Origin of the sequence: Pelagimonas sp., assembly GCF_050633425.1 — a bacterium.
Classification (GTDB): Bacteria; Pseudomonadota; Alphaproteobacteria; order Rhodobacterales; family Rhodobacteraceae; genus Pelagimonas.
This window is the reverse complement of sequence record NZ_JBOEGM010000002.1, coordinates 25,304-49,552: the sequence shown is the minus strand read 5'-3', so window position 1 is coordinate 49,552 and position 24,249 is coordinate 25,304. Positions and strand designations below refer to the sequence as shown.

The window sequence follows — 24,249 nt, the reverse complement described above, 5'->3', positions numbered from 1 at the left end:
TCACAACACACTTTCAATCATGTCCAGAAAAAGAACCGCATGGCTTATATCGATAACATCAAAATGTTCGTGCGCGTCTATGAATTGGGCAACATGTCCGCCGCGGCACGGGATCAGCGCACATCGCCCGCCGTTGCATCATCGCGGATCGCTGAACTTGAGCGGCATTTAGGGGTGCGGCTGTTTAACCGAACAACGCGCGCGCTTCACGCAACAGAACATGGCCGGTTGTTTTATGATGGGGCACGAAGCATTTTGGAGTCGATCTCCGAAGCCGAAGGCACCGTGATGGAGGCCGCGAAGAATCCACGCGGCACCCTGTTTGTCGCCGCGCCATTAGGGCTGGGACGCCGGATCATCGCGCCGGCTATACCGCTTTTTCAAGACCGGTTTCCGGAAATTGATATTCGTCTGCGCCTGTCAGATCGGCTTGTCGATGTCACGGCAGAAGGTCTCGATTTAGCGTTTCATCTAGGGCAACTGGTCGATAGCGATCTCAAAGTGCGTGGGATATCTGAATGTGAACGCGTGCTGGTCGCCTCGCCGGGATATATCGAAAAACGGGGCTGTCCAGCAGACGGAGAGGCGCTGATCCGCGACAGGCATGCCTGTTTGAACTTGCGGTTTCCCGGTGCGCAAGAATTTCAATGGACGCTAGAAACACCTGATGGACCAAAGCGTTACGAGATTTTCGGACCACTTGAAAGCGATGACGGAGACGTTTTGACCGACTGGTCCGTCTCTGGGCACGGCATCATTCTCAAACCTCGTTTTGAGATCGCCCATCATTTGGCCAGCGGTGCGCTGGTTCCAGTTGCCACCGCGACACCGCCCTATCCGGTTCAACTTGCTTGCCTGTCTCCGTCACGCCGCCTGCGCGACCCAAAGGTCCAGATATTCACCGAATTTATGGTCCAATATTGCAAAGATGCCCTGAGGAATGCCGAACAAGTTTAACGCTCAACCATCAGCCCTTGATCCTGCAAAGCCGCCAAAGTCTCGTCTAGGCTAAGGCGCGCGCGCGCGATCAAAATGTCAATTTCGTCGCGCGAAATGACTAATGGCGGCGAAATGATCATTCGATCGCCAACGTGACGCATGATCAGGTTGTTCGCGAAACACCGTTCGCGACAAATAAACCCGACCGTACCGGTCTCCGCCGCAAATGCGGCCCGCTTTGCCTTGTTCGGTGTCAACGCAATGGACCCCATCATGCCAACAATCTTGGCCTCTCCCACCAGAGGGTGGTCCAGCAAGCCTTCGAATTTTTCCTTTAGATACGGACCTGTATCGTCCCGCACCTGATCGACGACCTTTTCTTCTTCCAAGAGTCGCAGGTTTTCCAATGCAACGGCACAGGCCACTGGATGACCGGAATAGGTATAGCCATGATTGAATTCGACGCGGCCAATGACATCTGCAACCTCATCACAAACAATCGATCCGCCAATCGGCTGGTATCCGGATGACAAGCCTTTGGCGATTGTCATGATATGTGGGCGCAGACCAAGTGTTTGGGTTGCAAACCAATTCCCAGTCCGGCCGAACCCGCAAATGACTTCATCCGCGATCAACAAAATCCCATACTTGTCGACAATCTTTTGAACTTCCGGCCAGTAAGACTCAGGCGCGATGATCACGCCGCCCGCGCCCTGAACGGGTTCAGCGATAAACGCAGCGACATTGTCGGGCCCGACCTCCAGAATCTTTTTCTCAAGCTGGCGGGCGCGTTCAAGGCCAAATTCTTCAGGCGACATATCGCCTGCATTGGCCCACCAATTGGGCTCATCGATATGTTCAATTCCGCCCAAGACCCCACCTTGAGCATGCATGCCCTTCATACCGCCAAGACTCATCGCACCAACGGTTGAGCCATGATAGCCATTCCAGCGACCGATGATGACAGTCCGATCGGGTTGACCTTTGGCCTGCCAATAGGTGCGGACCATGCGCAGATTTGTGTCATTCGCCTCAGAGCCGGACCCCGCAAAAAACACGTGGTTTAAATCACCTGGTGCCAGCTCGGCTAATTTCGCGGCCAGGGCAATCGCAGGCACATGCGAGGTTTGAAAGAACGTGTTGTAGTAGGGCAATTCTTGCATCTGAATTTTGGCGGCCTCGGCCAATTCGTCCCGCCCATAACCGATGTTTACACACCACAGCCCCGCCATGGCATCCAGAATGCGGTTCCCTTCAGAATCGGTGAGCCAACAGCCTAATGCACGCGTGATGACACGCGCGCCCTTTTCACCCAACTCGGAGTTTTGCGTGAACGGATGCATGTGATGAGCTGCATCCATGCGGCGCAATTCTTCGGTCGGGGTGTTGGTAGACAATAAGGTCATGGCTGAGGGCTCCGATAGGGTTCCGCTCAGAATATGATCAAATTTTGAACTGTCAATCTTAGCGCTATTCTAAAAGGGCAATTGCGCCAAACGCCTCAGCGAGTTTGGCCGTTTGTGGTGTCAGGGATGTGCTAAAACACGGTCGAAACCGTCAGTGACCGCCTTTAATGCGGCTCCGCAACGATGGACTGGCGAATCAAATCCATGCCCTGCACCACGTCTTCACGCATGGCTTGGGCCGCGGCCTCTGCGTCCTTGGCCTGAAGCGCAATCAACAGTTCTTTGTGGCGATCAGGCAAGTTTCGTGTCCCAAATTGCCCGCATACGATCCGAAGCGACGGACCGAACCGCAACCACAAGCCGTCTACCATCGACGTCAAAATAGGAGAGTCGGCAACGGCGTTTAGGGCCGTGTGGAAAGTGTGATTCTCTTCCAGGTAAAGCTTAACATCGCCGCGCTCAATGGCCTCATCCAGCCGGGCATCAATCGCTGCCATTTGGGCAATTTCATCATTTGTAATCCGTGAAATAGCCCGCTTCGTCAAGATTGGCTCAAGAGCCAGACGTGCTTCGGTTAGCTCAGACACGGCCCCAATATCCAAGACAGGAACCATGATCCGCCTGTTGCCCAAGGCCTGCAGCGCGCCCTCGGCTGTTAACCGGCGCAACGCTTCGCGGACCGGGGTCATTCCGGCACCCAGTTGGACGACAAGCCCTTGAATAGTCAAAGGTTCCCCGGGCTTGAACTCCCCAAACAAAATCGCATCACGCAAATCTCGATAGACTTGCTCATGCGCAGGAAGCCCCGCTGTTTCCACCTTGTTTGCCTCGGAATTCATCACTTTCCGCCTCCCCTGTCGCTCAGCTGTTCGACACCTCTTGCGTCGGTCAATTCTGTGTGGAAGCATCGCCGAAGTTGCTTTGTAACGCAACTTATGATCAAAATATTCACAGACGGGGCGCTCAATGACCCCGCGACCAACGGGAGATTGAGATGACCAAGACACTCACCACCTTGACCGCCACACTGGCTCTGGTCGCTGGATTGGCCAGCGCCGATGAGGTTCGGGTTTACAACTGGTCCGACTATATCGACGAATCTTTGCTTAAGAAGTTCGAAGAAGAGTCCGGCCTGACCCTAATCTACGACGTTTTCGACAGCAACGAACTGCTCGAGACCAAAATGCTGGCGGGTGGTTCTGGCTATGACGTTGTCGTTCCGACCGGCGGCTTTTTGCAGCGCCAGATTCAAGCGGGTGTCTTTCAGCCATTGGACAAGTCCAAGCTTGGCAACTACGGCAACCTGTGGGACGTGATCCAAGATCGCACCGCGCGGTTTGATCCCGACAACACCTATGCGATCAACTATATGTGGGGCACCACCGGCATCGGTGTGAACACCGGAAAAGTCAAAGAAGCCCTAGGGGAGGATGCCCCGATTGACAGCTTGGCTTTGGTGTTTGACCCGGCCAATATGGAAAAACTGGCGGCCTGTGGTGTGCATTTCCTCGATGCCCCGGATGAGCTGTTCCCCGCCGCATTGACCTATCTTGGCATTGACCCCAACAGCCACGACAAAGCTGATCTAGAAAAAGCCGCCGAGCTGATGGAAGCCGTGCGCCCGCATGTTCAGAAATTCCATTCCAGCGAATATATCAACGCGTTGGCCAACGGAGACATCTGTGTTGCCGTCGGGTGGTCCGGTGATGTTTTGCAAGCCCGTGGTCGCGCCGAAGAGGCAAATAATGGTGTCGAGATCGCGTACAACGCCCCAAAGGAAGGCGCGTTGATGTGGTTTGATATGATGGCAATTCCTGATGACGCCCCAAACCCAGAAGGTGCGCATAAATTCCTGAACTTCATCTTGGATGCGCAAAACATGGCGGCCGCGTCGAACTACGTGTTCTATGCCAATGGCAACAAGGCGGCGCAGGAATTCCTTGAAGCGGCATTGATTGAGGATCCGGCAGTTTATCCTTCGCCTGAAGCGCTGGAAACAACCTATATCAAAGACCCATACCCTGCGAAAATCCAGCGCTCGGTCACCCGTCTTTGGACCCGCATCAAATCTGGCGTCTAAGCCTTTGACAGGAACGGCCCGTTCCCTCGTGGAGCGGGCATTTTGCCGGGAAAACACATGGCTCAGACCGTCTTTGCCCCTTGGGAAAATCCCGAGGAAAAGCCTTTGATTGAATTTGTGAATGTCACCAAGCGTTTTGGCGATTTCACTGCAATCGACAACCTTTCTCAGAAAATTTACGCCAAGGAATTCTTTGCGCTTCTCGGGCCATCTGGCTGCGGGAAAACAACGATGATGCGTATGTTGGCGGGGTTTGAGACCCCGACAGATGGGAAAATTCTTTTGGCAGGTCAAGACATTGGCCAAGTACCCCCGAACAAACGCGCTGTGAACATGATGTTCCAAAGCTATGCGCTTTTCCCGCATTTGACGGTTTGGGAAAACATCGCTTTTGGCCTCAAGCGTGAAGGCATGGCTTCGGATCGAATCAGCGCCCGTGTCGATGAGATGCTGCGCCTGACCCGGCTCAGCGATTTTGCAAAACGCAAGCCGCATCAAATTTCGGGCGGGCAAAGACAGCGTGTCGCCCTCGCCAGATCTTTGGCCAAAGCCCCCAAACTATTGTTGCTGGATGAACCTTTGGGCGCGCTTGATAAGAAGTTGCGTCAAGAGACCCAGTTTGAACTCATGGACATCCAAGAGAGCACCGGCACAACATTTGTGATTGTGACCCACGACCAAGAAGAGGCCATGACCGTCGCTAGCCGTGTCGCGGTTATGGATCACGGTAAGATTGTTCAGGTCGCGACACCGGACGTGATCTACGAGGCACCGAACTCGGTCTATGTTGCTGATTTCATTGGTGACGTCAATCTGATCGAAGGCACAGCCGAAGCCAGGCCGACCTCTGTGCTTCAGTCTGCCCCGACGCCGGGACCTGCTGTCGCGCCAACGCCAGCTGCTGAAAAAACTGATGATCGCAAACCGCAACCAAATGCCCGCGGGGTCTGGTTGCATGACACCTTGCTTGAGCCAGTTCTCGGCAAGCGCCCCGAGCCAGCAAAGCCCCCCGCACCGCAAGCAACCCCACCCAAACCATCTCCAATGCCGTCAAATATTCCCGATGGTGGGTTGGCAATACGCTGGTCACATGAGGCCGATCCTCTGGTCGCCAGCAACGCTGACGCAGCTTTGGCAGGCAAAGAGGTCGTTTTGGCCCTTCGCCCGGAAAAGCTCAATATCTCAACAACCAAGGTTGATGCGCCAAACGTGTTACACGGAAAAGTCGTCGACATTGCGTATCTTGGCAATATCTCAACATATCATGTGAAGCTTGAAACCGGCACGATGGTCAAAGCGCAGATTGCAAACACGCGGCGCGTGTCCAGACGGCAGATCACTTGGGACGACGATGTTTGGCTCAGCTTTACGGCCACCGCCGGGATTGTCTTGGAGAAAGACGCATGAACCGCGGCTCCATCCCCGACCTGAACGCAGCTCCGAGGTTTTTCTGACATGCGGCGCGCCACACTGATTGCCATTCCCTATCTCTGGCTTTTGGCCCTGTTTCTGGTGCCGTTTGTCATCGTCTTCAAAATTTCACTGTCGGATGCGGCCATTGCCCGGCCCCCATACCTCCCACTCTTGGAACTTTCCGAAGGCTGGAGCGGTATCAAAGAGTTCTTTGCAGAGCTTGATTTCGAAAATTATACATTCCTGAGCGAAGACCCGCTGTATTACAAAGCCTATCTAAGCTCCCTTCAAATCGCGGTCATCTCAACCGTCCTAACGCTGCTGGTTGGATATCCGATTGCCTATGGCATGGCCCGCGCCGCGCCGGAATGGCGACCAACCCTGCTCATGCTCATTATCCTGCCGTTTTGGACCAGCTTTTTGATCCGGGTTTACGCGTGGAAAGGTATCCTGAGCACCGAAGGCCTTCTCAACCAATTGCTGATGGGGCTTGGCATCATATCGGAACCATTGGTTATCCTGAACACCAACACCGCCGTCTATATCGGCATCGTTTACACCTATCTGCCGTTTATGGTTTTGCCGATCTATTCGGCGCTGGAAAAGATGGATGACTCATTGCTTGAGGCCGCCGAAGACCTTGGCTGTTCGCGCCTGCAGGCCTTTTGGCTCGTGACCTTTCCGATGTCGCGCGCCGGTGTGTTTGCCGGATGTTTCCTCGTCTTTATCCCAGCCCTCGGCGAATTTGTTATCCCCTCGCTTCTAGGTGGTTCAGACACCTTAATGATCGGTAAAGTTCTGTATGAAGAATTCTTCTCAAACCGCGATTGGCCTGTCGCCAGCGCCGTCGCTGTGATCCTGTTGCTGATCCTGATCGTGCCGATTGTCCTGTTTCAGCTCAATCAGCAAAAACAGCAGGAGGCCGATCAATGAGACGGTTTTCCTGGTTCAACACCACCTCGCTCACCCTTGGGTTCGCGTTCCTCTACCTGCCGATGATCATTCTGGTTGTCTACAGCTTCAATTCATCCCGCCTCGTCACCGTTTGGGCCGGATTTTCGACGAAATGGTACGGAGAACTGTTGCAGAACGAAGACTTTTTGCAGGCCGCCTGGGTTACGCTCAAGGTTGCGTTTTTTGCCTCCAGCATTGCCACCGTCCTTGGCACGATGGCGGCTTATGTTTTGGTGCGCGGCGGTCGGTTTAATGGCCGCACGTTATTTTCCGGGATGATCTATGCCCCGCTTGTGATGCCCGAAGTGATCACCGGTCTGTCGCTCCTCCTGCTTTTTATCGGCATCGGTCTGGATCGCGGTATTCTCACTGTGATCCTGGCCCACACGACCTTCGCTATGTGCTATGTCTCGGTGGTGGTCAGCTCGCGGTTGGTGAGCTTCGACCGCTCCCTCGAAGAGGCAGCGCTTGATCTCGGCTGCTCACCGTTTGAGGCCTTTCGCCTTGTGACACTGCCGATAATTGCACCGGCGGTTATCTCAGGCTGGTTGCTGGCTTTCACTCTCTCGCTCGACGATCTGGTAATCGCCTCCTTCACCACAGGCCCCGGTGCAACAACTTTGCCGATCAAGGTTTTTTCCGCCGTGCGGCTTGGTGTCAGCCCTGAAATCAACGCATTGTCGACCATCATGATCGGGATCGTGACACTTGGCGTGGTTACGACATCTCTCATGTCCAAACGCGCAGCGGTGCGGCAAGCCCGCGAAGAACGCGCCGCTGAGCGCCTCACATGAACCGGATATACGAACCTGCCGCCTATGCAGAAAACACCGGACGGTATTGGGCAACGACCCAAAGCGCCCAGACATGGTCCGAGGTCTCGACCAATCTTACCGTTGACACAGCCATTATCGGCGGTGGCTTTACGGGTCTGAATGCAGCCACCACTTTGGCACGATCCGGGGTTGATGTTGCGGTGTTTGAAGCCATGTCGCCCGGTTGGGGGGCCTCGGGGCGCAATGGCGGTTTTTGCTGCCTTGGTGGGACAAAACTCCCTCATTCGCAAATGCAGCGGCGCTATGGGGCCGAGGCGACACAAGAATGGCATGATACTCAGGTAGCGTCGATAAACCACGTTCGCGCGTTGCTTGATCACCACAAGATCGACGCCGACACCCATTCACAAGGCGAAACCTGTCTTGCACATTCCGCCCGTGCCTGGCGAGCTTTGCAAGCCGAGGCAAAGGAAGTAGAAACCTGTTACGGCGTCACGCCGCAGCTGATTTCAAAGCCTGAATTGGCCGCGCATGGGCTAAATGGCCCGTGGTTTGGCGCAATGACGACACCTGTCGGTTTTGCATTGAACCCGCAAAAATACCATAGCGGACTGGCGACAATTGCCCAAGATGCCGGGGCAACCTTGTTCCAAAACGCCCAGGTTTCAGATTTGAGCGAAACCCAATCGGGATGGTCGCTCACCGTTCAAGGCAAGACCATTTCAGCGCGGCGCGTTATTCTGGCGACCAATGGGTATTCGTCTGAAAACCTTCCTGATTGGCTCAAAGCCCGGTATTTGCCCGTACAATCCAGCGTTTTAATGACCCGCCCCCTAAGCAAAGAAGAGCGTGAGCAAGCCGGCTGGTGGTCAAGCCAGATGTCCTATGATTCACGTCAATTGCTGCACTATTTCAGACTGTTACCAGATGGGCGGTTTTTGTTTGGGATGCGCGGTGGCTTGCGGGCGACCCAGGGCGCGCAAAACAAAATCTCGCGCAAAATTCATGCGGATTTTAACCGGTTATTTCCGGGCTGGTCTCATGTTGACGTGACCCATGAATGGTCAGGGTTGATCTCCATCATGCCGGGCTTGGTGCCCTTCGTAGGCGAGGTGCCAAACCATAAAGGTCTCTTTGCGGCGATGGGCTATCACGGCAACGGAGTCGCCATGAGCAGCTATTGCGGACATATGCTTGCCCAACACATGATCGACGAACGCCCCTTGCCAAAAATTCTCAAGCAACCCCCGAGCCGGTTTCCGTTTGGACGGCATCGGCGTTGGCTTTTGGCACCTGCCTATTTCGCGGCTGAAATGTTGGACCTTTAACCCTGCGGGGTCATGCCCGGGCGGGCCTTTCCGCGCTCCATCCCCAATTGCCGCTCGCGCCAAATAATGAGGCCACCCGCCGCCATTACAATTGCGGACCCGGCAAGCACCATATTGGTTGGCACTTCGGCAAAGAAAAAATAGCCAAACAGGATCGCGAATAAGATTGACGCGTAATCAAACGGGGCAAGGACAGCGGCCTCGGCGAATTTATACGCAGACGTCAGGAATATCTGGGCGACACCGCCAACAAGCCCCGACGCAATCAACATTCCGGCCCCGGCAATCCCCGGCCAAGCCCATCCAAAGGGCACCGTCACAAGCGAAAACAAGGTCGCGGTCAGCGAAAAGTAAAAGACAATGGCCGAGGTTTCTTCGGTGGCGACCAATTTGCGAATATGAACATGCGCCAACGCGCGCAGCACTGCCGAAATCAAAACGCAACTCACGCCCAGCGCGGCGACTTTGTCGATATCGTCCAAGGACAAGCGCGGCCACATCGCCACGACCACGCCGACCAGCCCCAAGACAACGGCGCTGATACGAAACAGGCGCAGGCGTTCACCAAGCAAGATCGCAGCGAGGATCAAAGTCAGCATCGGGGCCGCGTAACCAATGGCGGTCACTTCCGGTAGTGGCAGCAATCCGAGTGAGGCGAAGCCAAACCCCATCGCGGATACCCCAATGGCCCCGCGCCAGAAATGCCCCAAGGGGCGCTTGACCTTGAACCCGGTTTTTAAATCTCCGCGCATTGCAAGCCAGCAGACAATAATCGGAATGGCAAAAAAGCTGCGGAAAAACACGGCTTCTCCTGGGGGAACCAGATCAGCTGTGGCCTTGATCAAAGAGGCCATAATCGTGAACAGGAACACCGAGCAAAGCTTCAGTGCGATTCCGCGAAACGGGGACATGTTTGCTCCTTGATGGCATAGCGGCACGGTGGAGCGTTGGGCACACAACGTCAAGTGCGCATGGAGAATGTCGCCACTTTCCCGGACCGCAGGCCAAATACGTCAAACGTCGATCGGCCGAAAAATATTTAAAAATTAGGAAGTTTCAAGGCAGTGTCGGCGAAAGGCACGTTTGAGCATATCCAGTTCCGCCCGCAAAAGATCAACTTCGGCGCGAATGTCTTCACCGAGCACTTCACCTGCAATCAGCGTGAAACTCTCAAGGACCACGTCCGCGTTGGCATCAGTGATCAAAAAGGTTTGCACACCATCACCGACGGCCTCGACAGGAACCGGGATTTGAATAACCCAGCGCCCCGGCTCCTTGGTTTCGGTCATTGTCACGCCACGCACGGGTAAATCACGCAAAGTCACGGCGATTTCTGGCTGCGCCGCGTCCTTTTCGATGGCGGTCAATAGACCTTCCCACTGGCCTTCACGAAAGCGGGTTTTGGTGAGGGAAAAGGCGCTCATGGTGTGCATGCTCCTGTCACAGCTCCGCCCGCTTGCGGCGGCTAAAGGTAAGATCTCGCAAGATCACCTGATTCATTTGCGGGCCTTCAAAAATCAAATCGAGCCACATTTTCTCAACCCGCTTTTCGTTAAGCTTTGTATAGGCAAGATCAAACTCAACAACGATATCTTCTTCGTTCAACGGCAATTCGCGCACGATCTGTTCGGTATTGGGCCCGTGTTTGATATTGAGCCGGGCAAAGATTTCCAACGGTTTTTCCATCTCAACGATGGTCTCAATGCGGATCAGATGTTTGCGCAACAACCCTCGGCTTGCCTCCTCGGGCAGATCAACAGCCAGCGATAAATACGATCCGTCGAAACGAAAAACATCCATGCGCAGCCCAAACGCTGCAAGGTCTTCCTCACGCATATTGCGGATTTGGCGAAGGGTCAGCTCCGAATGCTGGCAGTCGTGAAACAGTGTGACTTCACTCCCAAGCATTGATTTTGATTGGACAGAAGACAAGCCCTGTTCAGGTAAAGGACCGCACCACAACTCGGGTCGCCAGGCCCAATCGGCATCCGCAGGCCGCGGGAAAGACTGATTCCCGATATAGGGAAGCGCAAGGCGCGAGTCAGCCACATGGATTAGCTGGTCGAGATGTTGCTTAAGCTTGCGGGCGCGTTGACGTTGATTGCGCAGCTCAGCCAAATCGGTATTTCCAGCAGACCGCGAGGCGCGTGACCAACGGCGCAAAGCCCCCTGCTCCAGCGAACGATCCAACCAACCTTGCTTTTCGCCACTCATGTTTTGCTCCGCAAATCTGCTAGCTTGGAAAGCCAGCCGCATGGATATCCACGCCCCGACTAACCGGCCAGCTCTTTTGACCCGACAGTAGTATTACAAATCTTAACGCCTGAATAAACGCCCCAAAACGGTTTCTTCCTGCGGTTTTTTGGCGGCTTTCGCGGGATTTGCCGGCTCAGAATGACCACCCGGGCTTAGCGATGCAATCTTGTTGTGCAATTTACCCAACATGCCACCACCATGTGGCCCGGCATAGGCGCTGCCTTTGGGCGCATACAACGCCAATCCAACCAACCGATCCCCCTGCAAAAACGCGCCACGCCAATGCCTGGTATCACCGCCTTTTAGCTGACTATCGCCACCACCGTCCAAGTTGGCCATCGAAAACCCATCGCCGGTTTCGCCACCCAGCAAGGCATGGCCCGCTGTTGCCGCCAATTGTTGAGGTGTCGGAATATCCGAAACCTTGCCTTTCGGACCAACCGTTACGGTGATCAACACCGGTTCAACGGGTTCCCCAATCTTGCCACCCGACAAAATGTGACACGAGGCGATCAAAGCAAAACCGCGTTCTTTAGATGTCTCGACGGTTACGGGATCAATGCAATAGCCGTCGGGGCCGGACACACGCACATCACTGCCCGCCAAAGACACCCGGCTGAGCGGTGGTTTCGTTTTGGCCGGTTTCCCGTCGCTCTTGGCAGATCCATCGCCCAAGATGCCGGACAAAAACCCGTTGGTTCCGGTTTCTTTGGTCGCATCTGGTTTAGAATCTGGAACGCCGCTGGCACAGGCCATCAAGGACACAGCAAGCATAACAGCGCCGCTACAGCGGATCACTCGTCTCATTTGGTCCACCCCCCACTTGATGCCGACAACGGTGATTTGGCACCTTTCATTTTGGAATAACGAAGCCCCGAGGGTCGGACAAGTTAAAACAAAGGTTTAGGCCCCCACCAGCCGCGGCGTCGCGCAGGTGAGGGCCCATAGTGTGATCAGAGATTACATATAATCCCACGGGGCCGGGACAAATCGAAAGCCTTCGCTGGCTTTCTCGACATATCCGACACCGGGGAACGGCATGTGCATACCGGCAATCTTCTGACCGCTTTGCACGACCGAAGCAAAGGCGTCTGCGCGGGTTTTGGCCGCCAGCTCCTGATCGGTGTCAAACCCGATGGTCACTTCTGGGCGCGCCAACTGAACCGGTGCGACATGCACCACGTCGCCCCAGATCAAAAGGCTGTCACCGCCCGATTCCAACATCACCCCTTGGTGACCCAGCGTGTGACCCGGCAAAGGGCGACCCGTCAGACCCGGAGCGAGATCCGCCTCACCGGTGACCAGACGCAGACGATCCTGATAGGCCCCAACAACGCCTGACGCCAAATCAAAGAAGCTCCGAAACTGTTCGGGAGCTTGATCGCGAATATCTTTCGATGTCCAGAAATCCACTTCGGTCTGCGTGACAACCATTTCGGCGTTGGGATAAAGCGCAGCACCATCTTTGACCGCCCCGCCAACATGGTCACCATGCAGATGCGTCACGATCAGCTTGGAAATGTCCGCAGGTTGAATGCCCAAAACACTAAGAACCGAGGCGACGTCGCCCAATGTCGGGCCAAAAATGGCCCCTGTTCCCGCATCAATCAGATAATTTTCACCATTCGATTGCACAAGATAGGCGTTCACAGCAGCGCGGAAATTGGTGGGGTCCTGATAGCCCTTGGTGAGCAAGGCCGCGATGGTTTCCGCATCAACACCATTCAGCATTTCAAGCGGCAAATTGAAGTAGCCATCTGAAATCGCGGTGACAACCATCTCACCTACTTTGAATTTTTGAGCGGCAACAATTTGTGCGCCATGCCCATCGGCGGCCACGGCGATTGGTACGATACCTGCCGTCGTCGCAAGGGCGGCCGCGGCGGCTGGAAAGGTTTTTAAAAAAGTCCGGCGTTTCATAGCAGTGTCCTTCTGCGTGAGTTCACGCGCAAAAGGATAGGTCGTCTTGCCTCAAGGGAAAGAGGTATCTGCAAACATCACCGATCCGTGAGGTTGCCGGAAGATGCACCCGAGCCTCAGAAGGAAACCTACAATGCCAAACAGGCTTTGATCTCGGCCGCATCAAAGTTCGGAACATCGCCCTTTTCGACACCAACAAGATCATCGACATGGATGCCCAGATCCGGGCTGACCCGTGTCACCCAAGTCGACCCGTGTTCGGTAAACTCACGAACCGCCCATGTTTCATACGCGGTTCCCTCCAGCCAAAAATCGACATCTTTGCCAATGACGAAAAAGGCACCGGATTCGCCCGTTTTGCCCGGCGCAAAGGGCCAAATCGCATCAATGCCTTCTAGGAAAGGGTTATAGCCACCGTCGCAATAGATTGACGTTGTCCCGTACACATAGAGCGCGGTGTGGTTTCCGAACTCTTTGTTCTCAACCAGACCAACAAAACCTTTTTCGTCTGATCCCAAAACGGTGATCGTCTCGGTGATCAACGGAACTTCACCGCCCTCATAGACGCCATAGAGAAATTTCGTTCCTGTCGCCGGCGGCGTGTAATCTTGGGCCGAGACCAAGGTCGGCGCGGAAAGCATCGTGGCAACCACACATCCAATTCGCAGCATGAATTTCTCCTGTTTGGGCATCCAAAATCCACGCTAACAGCAAACCACTGTGCCGCAACCTTTTCATCTTCTTTCATGAAAAAACGCCCTGCGGGGGAGGATCCGCAGAGCGCTATCGTACAATCGACGTGAAAAGGCTTAGAGCTTACCGATTGACCAGAAGAAGGTTTCGCCGGAACTGTCATCAACACCGTCATTGTCGGTGCTGACAAAGGCAGAGCCATCAGGCAAAATCGCCAAACCTTCAACCTTGTCAGTGACATAACCGCCAAAGGCCTCGAGGTCAGGGATCAGGTCACGAACCTCTTCCTTGGACACCACTGGCAGATCGCCACCAAGCTGGGCAGGAACCATTTCCGCCGCAGGAACGCGGTAGATTTTCTTGGTCACAACATTTGACCCGATCTGATTATCGCGCTCGATGATGTAGACAAAATCGCCATGCGCAACGATCTCAGACAGACCAACCCAACCGGTCGCTGGCTCAGCTTTGGGGTAAAGAACAGCCCCCCACTCTTTGGTTTCCAGATTGTAAGACACCAGTTTGACGTGGTTCTTAGGATCGTCTTTCCATTCGCGCTGAACCGCCATCCAGAGGGTATCGCCGATCTTGGTAATGCCCTCAAAACCAAACCGCTTTTCGACCGCCATCAGTTCGGCTGGCAGGCCAATTTCCTGCTTATGGCTTTTGATCAAGCCCTCAGACGTCACATGATAGATCGCGTGCGGAATCGCGCGATCAGTGCGACCTTCAGAGGCGAGATAGAAGCCTCCCTTTCCGTCCAGAGTGATACCTTCAAGGTCCAGTTTCTGGGCCGGGGCACCATTGGCTCGGTGAACGCGGATCACGTCAACGATTCTGGCAGGCGTCTGACTTGGGTCGATTTTGAAGATGGACGGCTGGAACCCGTAGAAACTATCGTTGACGGCGTAAATCATGCCATCTTGGTCGGCAACCATACCAGAAATTGCCCCCCAGCCAATAAGCTCATCTGCGCCTTCGGATGTCAGGGTCGGATACTGGGCAGCAGCGTCTTGTAGCTCGTACATCATGACGTGAGCGCGTGGGCCACCGTCGTCGATCAGGTCTTTTTCATTGGCTGATACCAGCAAGCCACGCGCAGGCAAGGCAACGTAACCCTCGGGGCCAACACCAGATGGCAAGATCTGTTTCAGAACCGGATTGGGCAGGTCTGTGACGTCATAGACACCAACAGCAGAGCCGCGCTCGGACCCTACAAACACAAAGGGTGTGTCGCCGAATTTCGCGAATTCGATCGATTCAGGCTCGATACCTTTGCTGTCCGACCTTTTGTCAGGATAATGTCCGATTTGAACCAGCGCGTGCTCAAAGCTTGCACCGCTTTCATACACAACCGTGCCGTCTTTGTTGAAGATCGTCCAGCCGCGCGAACCGCCGTCCATGTCACCTTCGTTGGCGGTGGCAAAGTGATCGGCATCAATCCATTTGACCGCGTCAGGTTCACGAACACGACCAGTCTGGGATTCAGTAAAGATCAGCGCGCCGCGCTCGTCCGTGGCGTCGATGCCTTCCAGATCAACCGCACCAGCGGAGAAATGGTTCAGAATCTCACCCTCTTTGGACACAACAACCAGGTGGTTGTTTTCCTGCATCGTGACAATGATCTCGCCCTTTTCGTTGATATCAACGAATTCAGGCTCAGGATCTTCGGGCGAGACTTCGGCAAGGCCTGTCATCTCAATTTTCTTTAGCGTGTCGCAATCCAACAGACCTTCGTCCGTCAGGCCAACGGTGACAAGATAACCGGCAGGTAGCTGACCGGTACGGCCATCGCCCAAGTCTTCGTCACGTTCGTTTTCAATCGCAACCGCAACAAAGGACCCATCCTTGGCTACTGCGATGCTGTCAGGCTGACCGCCCAGATCACACCGATCCGTTTCGATGCCGTCGGCGATATTCATCGACGCAACAAAGCCAGATGGCGCGGTATAAGATTCCGAGGTGTTCACACCAACAAGGGCAAAAGCACCAGAAATGGCAACCGACGTCGGCTCGCCTTCAAGCGCAATGTTTCCCAATGGCTTTGGGTTGGCGGCATCGGTGATATCAATGCGCCCCAGAACGCCCAAGGGGCTGTCGGTGTAAACCAGCGTGTTGCCATCAGCCGTGGCCGCGATGATTTCTGCTGACGTTTCGGCTTTGCGGTCTTCACCATCTGCCATGTTCAATGGCGTGGCAAAGCTGGCAATCCGGTTGAAATTCATTTCAGCGAGTGCGGTGTTGGCAGTCAATGCAACAACGCTGGTCAAGCAAAGTGTGCGGAAATGCATGGGATCCCCCTGTTATGTGGTCCAAAGGCGGCAATCGCTGGTAAAGGTAACAACTGAATGACAGTTATGTAACTTTGGGTTGAAAGCTTACAAAACTCTCAGTCTTGTCGACTTGAAAACCATCTTGACCTGCGACAAGCTCCTCCAAATTTTTGCCCTTTTTCCTGAGGCTTCCTTGATGAAACTGTTTTTGACCGCGCTTGCCGTTATGGCGACAATGCCCGCATGGGCTGACCCGAACACGATCACACTTCAAAGCCCTGAAACAAATCAATACGGGTTGGTAGACCCTGACGGAAACTGGATCATTGCACCGATCTATGACGGGCCGATCTATTTCCACGAAGGCCTGGCTCTGGCGCGTCAAAACGGCAAGAGCGGATACATCACGCCCGCAGGTGCATGGGCCTACCCAGCGGTTCTAGAGGCAGGCAAACCGTTTTCAGAAGGGTTAGCTGCGGTCAAAGTGAATGGAAAATGGGGATATACGAACACTTCGTTCGCGTGGGCTATTGAGCCGCAGTTTTCCCAAGCAACCGACTTTCAGAACGGCATGGCTAAGGTCAAAACTGACGGCGGGTGGGGGGTGGTTAATCTTGAAAAATGGATCATAAACGCTCAGTTCACCAAGATTGAGTTCCTTGCCGACAGCGACCTTATATTGGTGTCTCGTAAAAACCCAAACGGCCCCAAACCCGCGCAACGTCTTGGTCTGGTCGATCCGGCCAACGGATGGGTTCTGAACCCTGAGCAACACCGGATTGCGCCATTTGGAAACGGGTGGTTCAGCGTCCGTACAGACGCGGGCGAGGGTTTGTTTGCGCCCAACACCGGGTGGATAATTGAGCCGCAACACAAAAGGATCAATGCCCTGAGCGAAGGTCTTGCCGTGGTCAAAACGATGGCCGGACCAAGCGGGCTTATCGACGACACAGGCGCGTGGGTTTTGGAACCAACGTATGAATGGGTGTATTCCTTCGAAGGTGGGCTAAGCGCCGCCTCTCACCAAGGCCTTTGGGGTTTTTTGAATAGCTCCGGCGAGTGGGCCATAGAACCGCAATTTCAAAGTGTCAGGAACTCGTTTTCCAAAGGGTTTGCTATGGCGCAATCTCCTGAAAACCAAAAATGGGGCTACATCGACAAAACCGGCCACTGGAGCTTGCCCCCGAATTTCGAAATTTTGGACGGCGCAGGTTTCTCTGATGATCGAGCCAGCGCCTGTTTGCGCCAAGAGGACGCAACCAAGTGTGGATTCATTGATCACGGTGGGGCCTGGGTGATTGAACCGCAATATAAAACCGCAACACCATTTGAAGATGGCTTTGCCCTTGTCAGCACAGACACGCACAAGCTTTTGATCAAGCCCGATGGCAGCTTATTCGTCAACTATGAGCTGTACGATGTTGATCGTCTCAAGGACCGCGTGGTTGTGAAAACGCATGCCCGGCCGATAGAAACGCATCTTTACCGCTTGGACGGCACTCGGGTCGCATTGGCTCCAGCTCCTCCCGCCCAATAAAGCAGGAACGGCCGCTCCCTGAACGGCCGTCTGCGTCGTCACTGATCCTTGTTTCTGATTACTGCGACAGGCTTTCGGCCAGTCGCATCAAGGTGATCGCCTCTTGGCGGTATCCGTAGGGATCGGTGCCCTTGGCCCCCTGCGCCAATGTGATCGCATCCCCAAAGGACCAATCGCCAATCAAATCCGACCCACGCAGAATCTGGCCAAACCCGGCAATCGCAAGGGCGAAATCCGCATCCGGCAGCGGCGCAGCATCCGCCAAAATCGGTGTTTCGATCAACTGGCTCACATCTTCGCCCGGCTCTTTGTAGCGCAACCGCAAGAACCCTAATTCGTTGCTCTTTGCAAGCTCGGGGGCGGTGCCATAGCGAAGCGGATCCGTAAGCCGCGCCTCCGACCCAACCGGGGTGATTTCGTACACCGCAGTCACCTGATGACCGGCCCCAATTTCACCCGCATCAACCTTGTCATTGTTAAAATCCTCGCGTGCCAGCGCGCGTGTTTCATAGCCGATCAGACGGTATTCGGCGACAAGGCTGGGGTTAAATTCGACCTGAATTTTCACATCATCAGCAATCGGCACCAAAGCACCGGTCAACTGATCCACCAACACCTTTTGCGCCTCGGCCAGCGTGTCGATATAGGCCGCCATACCATTGCCGGTCTGGGCCAGTGCCTGCATCGTCGCATCATCCAAATTGCCGCGCCCAAAACCCAAAACCGAGAGGTACGTGCCGCCGTCGCGTTCCTTGGCGATATAGGTTTCCAACTCATCTGGGTCATGAATGCCGATGTTGAAATCACCATCAGTGGCAAGGATCACACGCGACACCTCACCCTCTTCACTCATCGCTTTGGCGGTGGCATAGGCCTGTTGTAATCCCGCCTGCCCCGCGGTGCCGCCACCCGCGTGCAGATTGTCCAATGCCGCCAAAATCGTGTCGCGTTCTGTGGCAGGAGTTGGGTCCAACACCCGCCCAGCGCTCCCGGCATAGGTCACAATCGAGACGCTATCGTTTTCCGTCAGTTGACCCAGCATCAAACGGAAGCTTTGTTTCAGCAATGGCAGCTTATTCGCTTGATCCATGCTCCCCGAGGTATCAATCAAAAACACCAAGTTCATCGGCGGGCGTTCGGCGGGCATAGCCCCCTGCAAACCAATGTGGACGATTTGCGTGCCGTCTTTCCACGGCGTATCTGTCACGCCAATGCTTGTCTTAAACGGCTGATCCCCGTCTGGGACCGGATAATCATAGGAGAAATAATTGACCATCTCCTCAATCCGAACGGCCCCTTCCGGTGGCAAGTTGCCATAGGTCAATCCGTTGCGAATGATCGACCAACTGGCAGTATCCACATCAATCGAAAAGGTCGAAACTGGTTCTTCTGCGGTAACTTTGAGCGGGTTCGCCTCGGCTTCAGAAAAGCGTTCCGTATTGGCGTCAGGTGCAATTCGCAAATCCCGTTCAGGCCGTGAAAGCTGTTGGGTTGCGGCAAAAGCACCGGTCTTGGCTGCTGCGGCGGGCTCTATCGCCGGTTCAGCCGAAAACGCTATGTCCATATCAGCGTGAAGCGACGTGTCATCAACCTCATCGCCAATAATCGCGGTTTCAGCCCCCCCCGACAACGCGATGCCATCGTTTTGATCCACCGCGGCCTCTTCAACCAGCGGGACGGCGGGGGGCTCATTGCGCTCTGTGACGACCAGATCGGCCCCGGTCGGCATATTGTCCCGCAACACCGGCACAAACACGACCAAACCCAATGCCGCCAAGGCGGTCGATGCAGTCAAAATACCTTTGGTTGAAAAACTCGCCATCATCTTTCGTACTCCTCTAAACAGCCCCGTTTTGGGGTCTTCAGAGGTCAGACGCGCGTCATCTGCAGTTCCTTGGCGGGAAAATTGTAAATCGTCAAAATTTTCCATCGCACGGGCCAAGTTTTCCGCTTTGCGGGCACCATCTGGATCAGGCGTAGCCGCGTCCAAAGCGCGTTTAAGATCGTCGAACTCGCTCATGCCTCGGCCTCCTTCATCGCTTTCAACTTCTTCTTTGCCTGGGACATGCGCCAGCTGATCGTGCCTTCGGACACGCCCAAAATCTCGGCCACTTGCGCATGGTTCAAACCTTCCAGAACCAAGACCAGCGTTTCGCGCAATTCCGGCGGTGTCAGCGCATCCATAGCCAATCGCAGCCAATCCGCGCGCTCTTGCGCTTCGACCTCATCCGCCCGGCGCGACACTTCCCAATCGCCCCAGCCAGTCGCCGCTTTGGCATGAGATATCCGGCGGCGATGCCGATCCCGCGACGCATTAACGACAATCCGATAGAGCCACGTCGTTACTTTCGCATCACCACGAAAATTCGCCAGCTTGGCAGGCAATGCCGCACAGACATCCTGCACCAGATCCTCGGCTTCCGCCCGATTGCCCGTCAATTTGAAGGCCAGCCCAAACATACGGTCATAGACACGGGACAAAAGCGCGCCAAACGCCTCCCGGTCACCGCCTGCCGCGGCATGCGCCAAATCTTCTTCACAGGTTTTCATCCGCATCTCATGACTTAGACGCAGCCCAGCGCACAATCCTTGGATACCTTACCCAAATATTTTTGGGTGCAGGTTACCCAGCAAATTAGCCCAGCAAATCGCGCGTCATATCACTGTTCGGGTTGGCCAAGGCCTCGATCACGTCGAAATGGTGTTTTCCTGTCACAACCTGATGCCCACAGGCCCAAGCCTCGGCAAGCCAGCGCGCTTGGTCCAGGAACACCGGGCGCTCATCACCGCCAACCCAAACTGTGACCGACGCATTGGGTTTGGGTTGAAAAATCGGGCTTTCAGATTGTGCCTCGGCCTCGTCCAAACGCAGTTCTTCGTTCATCGTAAGCTGCATGACAGGCCGCAAATCTGATACCGGTGAAATCGGTTGCACCTTGGTCAACCGCGCTGCAATGTCGTCAGGCAAAACCCCCGGCGCACACATGCGTGCCACAAGATGCCCACCGGCCGAATGCCCTGACAGTCGCACAGGCCCGTCAATTTCACGCGCAGCGACTGTAACCGCATTGGCGATCTGGCGGGTGATGTCAGCAATCCGAACCCGTGGACATAAATCATAGGACGGCATCGCAACGGCCCATCCCTGTTCCTGTGCCCCAGCCGCCAAATGTGACCAATAAGACCGGTCAAATTTCAACCAATAGCCGCCATGTACAAACACGACCAACCCCTTTGGCGTACCCTCGGGCATAAACAGATCAAGCACTTCGCGCGTGCCATGACCATACATCAACCCAAGCCGCGCCCGCCCTGTCAGCGCCTGCGACTTGCGAAACGCATCGGCCTCGGCCTCCCATTTCGCAGGGTATTCGGCACCGCCCGGAATGTAGGGCATGTTGGCATAGGCGTCATCTAGGTCCATCGGCTTTTCTCATTTGGCTATATACATTCACTTCACCAGATGCTCTGCCCCTTGCCAAGCCATAAACGCCTAAGGAAAGTCGCAATGCCCACCACCAATCTTAAAAGCCTGCTCAAAGATCCAACACTGCTTGAAACACGTGCCTATATTAACGGCAAATGGGTCGAAGGTGCGGGCACGCTTGACGTCGATAATCCCGCGCGCGGTGATATTATCGCTCAGGTTGCCGATTTATCGCGCGAGCAGGTCGCAGGTGCCATCGACGCAGCCTATGTCGCGCAAAAAGATTGGGCCCAGTGGACAGGAAAAGAACGCGCAAATGTCATGCGCAAATGGTTCGATTTGATGATGGAAAACCAAGACGACCTAGGTACCATCCTAACCGCCGAACAGGGTAAACCTTTGGCCGAGGCCAAGGGTGAGATTGCCTATGGTGCTTCCTTCATTGAATTTTTCGCCGAAGAAGCCAAGCGGATTTACGGAGAGACCATCCCCGGCCACATGCGCGACAAACGCATTATGGTGATGAAACAACCCATCGGTGTTGCCGCCTCGATCACCCCTTGGAATTTCCCGAACGCGATGATCACCCGCAAAGCGGCCCCTGCTTTGGCGGCCGGTTGCAGCTTTGTTGGTCGCCCCGCGTCCGAAACTCCTTTGTCGGCTTTGGCGCTGGCAGTTTTGGCCGAACGCGCAGGCATCCCGGCAGGAGTCTTCAACATTCTGCCGGCCTCTGACGCGCCAGGGATCGGCAAGGAGTTCTGCGAAAACACAAAGGTTCGCAAATTGACGTTTACTGGCTCGACCGGCGTTGGCCGCATCCTGCTCGCTCAGGCTGCGCATAACGTCATGAAATGCAGCATGGAATTGGGCGGCAATGCACCGTTTATCGTGTTTGACGATGCCGATATTGATGCCGCAGTCGAAGGTGCCATCATCTGTAAGTTCCGCAACAATGGCCAAACCTGTGTCTGCGCCAACCGCATCTATGTTCAATCCGGTGTTTACGACGAGTTCAGCGAAAAGCTCGCTGCGCGCGTGTCGCAGATGAAGGTTGGCGACGGTTTGGAAGCTGGCTCGGAACTTGGTCCGCTCATCACGCCTGCAGCCATCCAAAAGGTTCAGGAACACATCGCGGATGCCAAATCCAAAGGCGGCGAAGTTGTCTATGCTGGCGAAACCCCACAATCCTCTGGCAACTTCCTCGCCCCGACGATCATCAAGGGCGCAACCCGCGATATGGCCATGTCGACCGAAGAAACCTTTGGCCCCCTCGCACCAATCTTCAAGTTTGAGAGCGAAGATGAAGTGATCGAGCTGGCGAATGACACGATTTTTGGCCTCGCATCCTATTTCTACGCCAAAGACCTAAGCCGCGTTTACAAAGTCGCCGAGGCGCTGGAGTACGGCATCGTCGGGGTGAACACTGGCATCATCTCAACCGAAAACGCCCCCTTTGGCGGCGTCAAACAATCGGGCTTGGGACGCGAAGGAAGCCACCACGGTATCGAGGATTTTCTCGAACTGAAATACATCTGTTTGACGGTTTAATCATCAAGCCGGGTCGGGCCCCAAACCCGCCCCGGTTTCGTTTCGCAACATTAATCTGTGACCTTGGCACACCGAGGCTTAGACAATGGAGAACGCTCGGTCCGAAATGCACGGACCGAACGAAAATTGGATGTGGTGCCGTGACGCCTTTGAACATCCAAAGACGTGTTTCGTTGCCGTCCTTTTTCAAAATCGCTTGCAACATGGCGGCGGCTTATCGAACGACCCGCCGATACTCTGACAGTGTCTGACGTAAATTGAACTGCGATTTGCACCGACCGATCTACTTCGCTTGCTTCGCTTTTCTGCCGCTATGTCAGAAGCGTCCTACGGTCGGTGGCAAACGGAGACTCGCCGAAGTCATCATAGCGATGCCGAAAAACCGACGCTCGTGACGTGTGGTGGATCCGGCAGGAAATCCCTTGGCGAACCTAACCAAAAGACGTCGGAATTCGAATGCCACCAATCGTTTTAGGCGTAAGCTGATGAAGTTCTACGTCGTGCAAGGGCGAAAGCTTGGATCAAGCCAAAATCAAATAACGCAACAGAACCTGTTACGCCTTCGGTCGCATCATTGCGCCTCTCTGTCAGACTTGCAAAGCTGACCACCACATGTATATATCTGTCATACAGATATATGAGGGTTGCTAGACGACTCGATCTTGGAGGAGATAGGACTTTGGCAAATCAAAGGTGGATGGCTGGCATTTTCAGGCAACTCGCAACCATTGGCGTCACGTTGTTGGGATTGCTCATACTAACCTTTGTCATTGGGCGCATCATGCCCGTAGACCCAGTGCGAGCGATTGTTGGGGAAGAGGCAACCCGCGAGGTTTATGAAAATGTCTACCGTCAATTGGGCCTTGATAAGCCCATGTGGCAACAGTTTTTATACTACATTCGTGATGTGCTCAGTCTGGATTTTGGGACGTCTTTGCGCACTGGACAGCCCGTCGCGCAAGATATCCTTCAGGTGCTCCCGGCCACCATCGAACTGGCGACACTCGCAATTGTCATTGGTGCCGGCGTTGGCATCCCGATGGGGGTTTGGGCCGCTGTCTATAAAGACAAATGGCAAGATCAAATCATTCGCGTGATCAGCCTCACAGGTCACTCCATGCCGATTTTCTGGACGGGCATGATCGGCCTGCTGGTCTTCTATGCGGCACTCGGATGGGTCGGAGGGTCGGGTCGGATGAGTCAGTTCTATATCGGCGTCGTCCCAGATCGCACTGGGTTTCTGTTAATTGACAGCGCTTTAGCTGGGGAATGGGAGGTGTTCAAAAGTGCAATAAATCACCTCATCCTACCCGCTTCGCTTTTGGGCTATTCGTCCTCCGCCTACATCACGCGCATGACGCGCAGCTTCATGCTTGATCAACTCAATCAAGAATACGTCACGACGGCGCGCGTCAAAGGTCTTAGCGCCCGACGCACGGTTTGGTCGCATGCTTTTGGGAACATCAAAGTTCAATTGGTGACGATAATCGCCTTGGCATATGGCTCGCTTTTGGAGGGCGCGGTCTTGATCGAAACGGTCTTTGCATGGCCCGGCTTTGGTCAATACCTCACCTCGACCCTGCGCATGGGAGACATGAACGCGCTGATGACCTGCGTTTTACTTGTTGGCGTGATCTTCATCACTCTCAACCTGATCTCAGATCTGCTCTATCGCGCTTTTGATCCAAGGACCCGCTGA

The 24,249-nt window shown here is 54.7% G+C and carries 21 protein-coding genes; 9 read left to right on the top strand and 12 right to left on the bottom strand.

Annotation, left to right across the window (positions count from 1 at the left end; all coding sequences use genetic code 11):
* Positions 1–39: 39 nt before the first annotated feature.
* A complete protein-coding gene (locus ACRBB0_RS00240; protein ID WP_431372372.1) occupies positions 40–957 on the top strand; it encodes a LysR family transcriptional regulator in 918 nt (305 codons plus the stop codon).
* On the opposite strand, the gene ACRBB0_RS00235 is transcribed toward ACRBB0_RS00240, so the two are convergent.
* Both ACRBB0_RS00235 and ACRBB0_RS00230 read right to left on the bottom strand, forming a co-directional pair.
* Positions 954–2,345 (bottom strand): aspartate aminotransferase family protein, encoded by a 1,392-nt coding sequence (locus ACRBB0_RS00235; protein WP_431372371.1) that lies wholly within the window; start codon positions 2,343–2,345, stop codon positions 954–956. The genes ACRBB0_RS00240 and ACRBB0_RS00235 overlap by 4 nt on opposite strands.
* Positions 2,346–2,509: 164 nt before the next feature.
* On the bottom strand, positions 2,510–3,184 hold the full coding sequence (locus tag ACRBB0_RS00230; RefSeq protein ID WP_431372370.1) for a GntR family transcriptional regulator: 675 nt from the start codon (positions 3,182–3,184) through the stop codon (positions 2,510–2,512).
* A gap of 155 nt (positions 3,185–3,339) precedes the next feature.
* Here ACRBB0_RS00230 and ACRBB0_RS00225 point away from each other — a divergent pair, with 155 nt between their 5' ends.
* The 5 genes from ACRBB0_RS00225 to ACRBB0_RS00205 are packed head-to-tail and all read left to right on the top strand — an operon-like array spanning position 3,340 to position 8,896.
* Positions 3,340–4,425 (top strand): polyamine ABC transporter substrate-binding protein, encoded by a 1,086-nt coding sequence (locus ACRBB0_RS00225; protein ID WP_431372369.1) that lies wholly within the window; start codon positions 3,340–3,342, stop codon positions 4,423–4,425.
* Between the two features lie 57 nt (positions 4,426–4,482).
* The gene (locus ACRBB0_RS00220; RefSeq protein WP_431372368.1) at positions 4,483–5,832 is read left to right on the top strand and encodes an ATP-binding cassette domain-containing protein; all 1,350 of its coding nucleotides are present in this window, start codon (positions 4,483–4,485) and stop codon (positions 5,830–5,832) included.
* A gap of 48 nt (positions 5,833–5,880) precedes the next feature.
* Positions 5,881–6,771 (top strand): ABC transporter permease subunit, encoded by an 891-nt coding sequence (locus tag ACRBB0_RS00215; protein ID WP_431372367.1) that lies wholly within the window; start codon positions 5,881–5,883, stop codon positions 6,769–6,771.
* Positions 6,768–7,586 (top strand): ABC transporter permease, encoded by an 819-nt coding sequence (locus ACRBB0_RS00210; RefSeq protein ID WP_431372366.1) that lies wholly within the window; start codon positions 6,768–6,770, stop codon positions 7,584–7,586. Before ACRBB0_RS00215 ends, ACRBB0_RS00210 begins: the two co-directional genes overlap by 4 nt.
* Positions 7,583–8,896, top strand: a complete 1,314-nt coding sequence (locus ACRBB0_RS00205; protein WP_431372365.1) for an NAD(P)/FAD-dependent oxidoreductase — start codon at positions 7,583–7,585, stop codon at positions 8,894–8,896. The genes ACRBB0_RS00210 and ACRBB0_RS00205 overlap by 4 nt, the downstream gene beginning before the upstream one ends.
* Here ACRBB0_RS00205 and ACRBB0_RS00200 read toward each other — a convergent pair.
* The 7 genes from ACRBB0_RS00200 to ACRBB0_RS00170 form a co-directional block, all read right to left on the bottom strand.
* Positions 8,893–9,807 carry a DMT family transporter gene (locus ACRBB0_RS00200; protein ID WP_431372364.1) on the bottom strand — a complete coding sequence of 305 codons (915 nt, stop codon included), beginning with the start codon at positions 9,805–9,807 and terminating at the stop codon, positions 8,893–8,895. The two genes, ACRBB0_RS00205 and ACRBB0_RS00200, sit on opposite strands and share 4 nt — an antisense overlap.
* Positions 9,808–9,942: 135 nt before the next feature.
* Positions 9,943–10,320, bottom strand: a complete 378-nt coding sequence (locus tag ACRBB0_RS00195) for a hypothetical protein (RefSeq protein WP_431372363.1) — start codon at positions 10,318–10,320, stop codon at positions 9,943–9,945.
* Between the two features lie 16 nt (positions 10,321–10,336).
* Positions 10,337–11,110 (bottom strand): DUF6478 family protein, encoded by a 774-nt coding sequence (locus tag ACRBB0_RS00190; RefSeq protein WP_431372362.1) that lies wholly within the window; start codon positions 11,108–11,110, stop codon positions 10,337–10,339.
* Between the two features lie 102 nt (positions 11,111–11,212).
* A complete protein-coding gene (locus ACRBB0_RS00185) occupies positions 11,213–11,959 on the bottom strand; it encodes a dihydroxy-acid dehydratase (RefSeq protein WP_431372361.1) in 747 nt (248 codons plus the stop codon).
* Between the two features lie 153 nt (positions 11,960–12,112).
* Positions 12,113–13,072, bottom strand: coding sequence for an MBL fold metallo-hydrolase (locus ACRBB0_RS00180; protein ID WP_431372360.1), 960 nt, complete (start codon positions 13,070–13,072; stop codon positions 12,113–12,115).
* A gap of 128 nt (positions 13,073–13,200) precedes the next feature.
* Complete coding sequence (locus tag ACRBB0_RS00175; RefSeq protein ID WP_431372359.1) at positions 13,201–13,743, bottom strand: hypothetical protein; 543 nt, start codon at positions 13,741–13,743, stop codon at positions 13,201–13,203.
* A 138-nt stretch (positions 13,744–13,881) separates the two neighbouring features.
* Positions 13,882–16,056: an esterase-like activity of phytase family protein gene (locus tag ACRBB0_RS00170; protein WP_431372358.1), complete on the bottom strand. Its 2,175-nt coding sequence runs from the start codon at positions 16,054–16,056 to the stop codon at positions 13,882–13,884.
* Between the two features lie 178 nt (positions 16,057–16,234).
* Here ACRBB0_RS00170 and ACRBB0_RS00165 point away from each other — a divergent pair, with 178 nt between their 5' ends.
* On the top strand, positions 16,235–17,575 hold the full coding sequence (locus ACRBB0_RS00165; RefSeq protein ID WP_431372357.1) for a WG repeat-containing protein: 1,341 nt from the start codon (positions 16,235–16,237) through the stop codon (positions 17,573–17,575).
* Between the two features lie 58 nt (positions 17,576–17,633).
* Here the strand turns inward: ACRBB0_RS00165 and ACRBB0_RS00160 are convergent, their stop codons facing one another.
* The 3 genes from ACRBB0_RS00160 to ACRBB0_RS00150 form a co-directional block, all read right to left on the bottom strand.
* Positions 17,634–19,595, bottom strand: coding sequence for a vWA domain-containing protein (locus ACRBB0_RS00160; protein ID WP_431372356.1), 1,962 nt, complete (start codon positions 19,593–19,595; stop codon positions 17,634–17,636).
* A complete protein-coding gene (locus tag ACRBB0_RS00155) occupies positions 19,592–20,125 on the bottom strand; it encodes an RNA polymerase sigma factor (RefSeq protein WP_431372355.1) in 534 nt (177 codons plus the stop codon). Before ACRBB0_RS00155 ends, ACRBB0_RS00160 begins: the two co-directional genes overlap by 4 nt.
* Positions 20,126–20,210: 85 nt before the next feature.
* Complete coding sequence (locus ACRBB0_RS00150; protein ID WP_431372354.1) at positions 20,211–20,999, bottom strand: alpha/beta hydrolase; 789 nt, start codon at positions 20,997–20,999, stop codon at positions 20,211–20,213.
* An 84-nt stretch (positions 21,000–21,083) separates the two neighbouring features.
* On the opposite strand from ACRBB0_RS00150, the gene ACRBB0_RS00145 reads away from it, so the two are divergent.
* Positions 21,084–22,550, top strand: coding sequence for an NAD-dependent succinate-semialdehyde dehydrogenase (locus ACRBB0_RS00145; protein WP_431372353.1), 1,467 nt, complete (start codon positions 21,084–21,086; stop codon positions 22,548–22,550).
* 697 nt (positions 22,551–23,247) lie between these two features.
* Positions 23,248–24,249 carry an ABC transporter permease gene (locus ACRBB0_RS00140; RefSeq protein WP_431372586.1) on the top strand — a complete coding sequence of 334 codons (1,002 nt, stop codon included), beginning with the start codon at positions 23,248–23,250 and terminating at the stop codon, positions 24,247–24,249.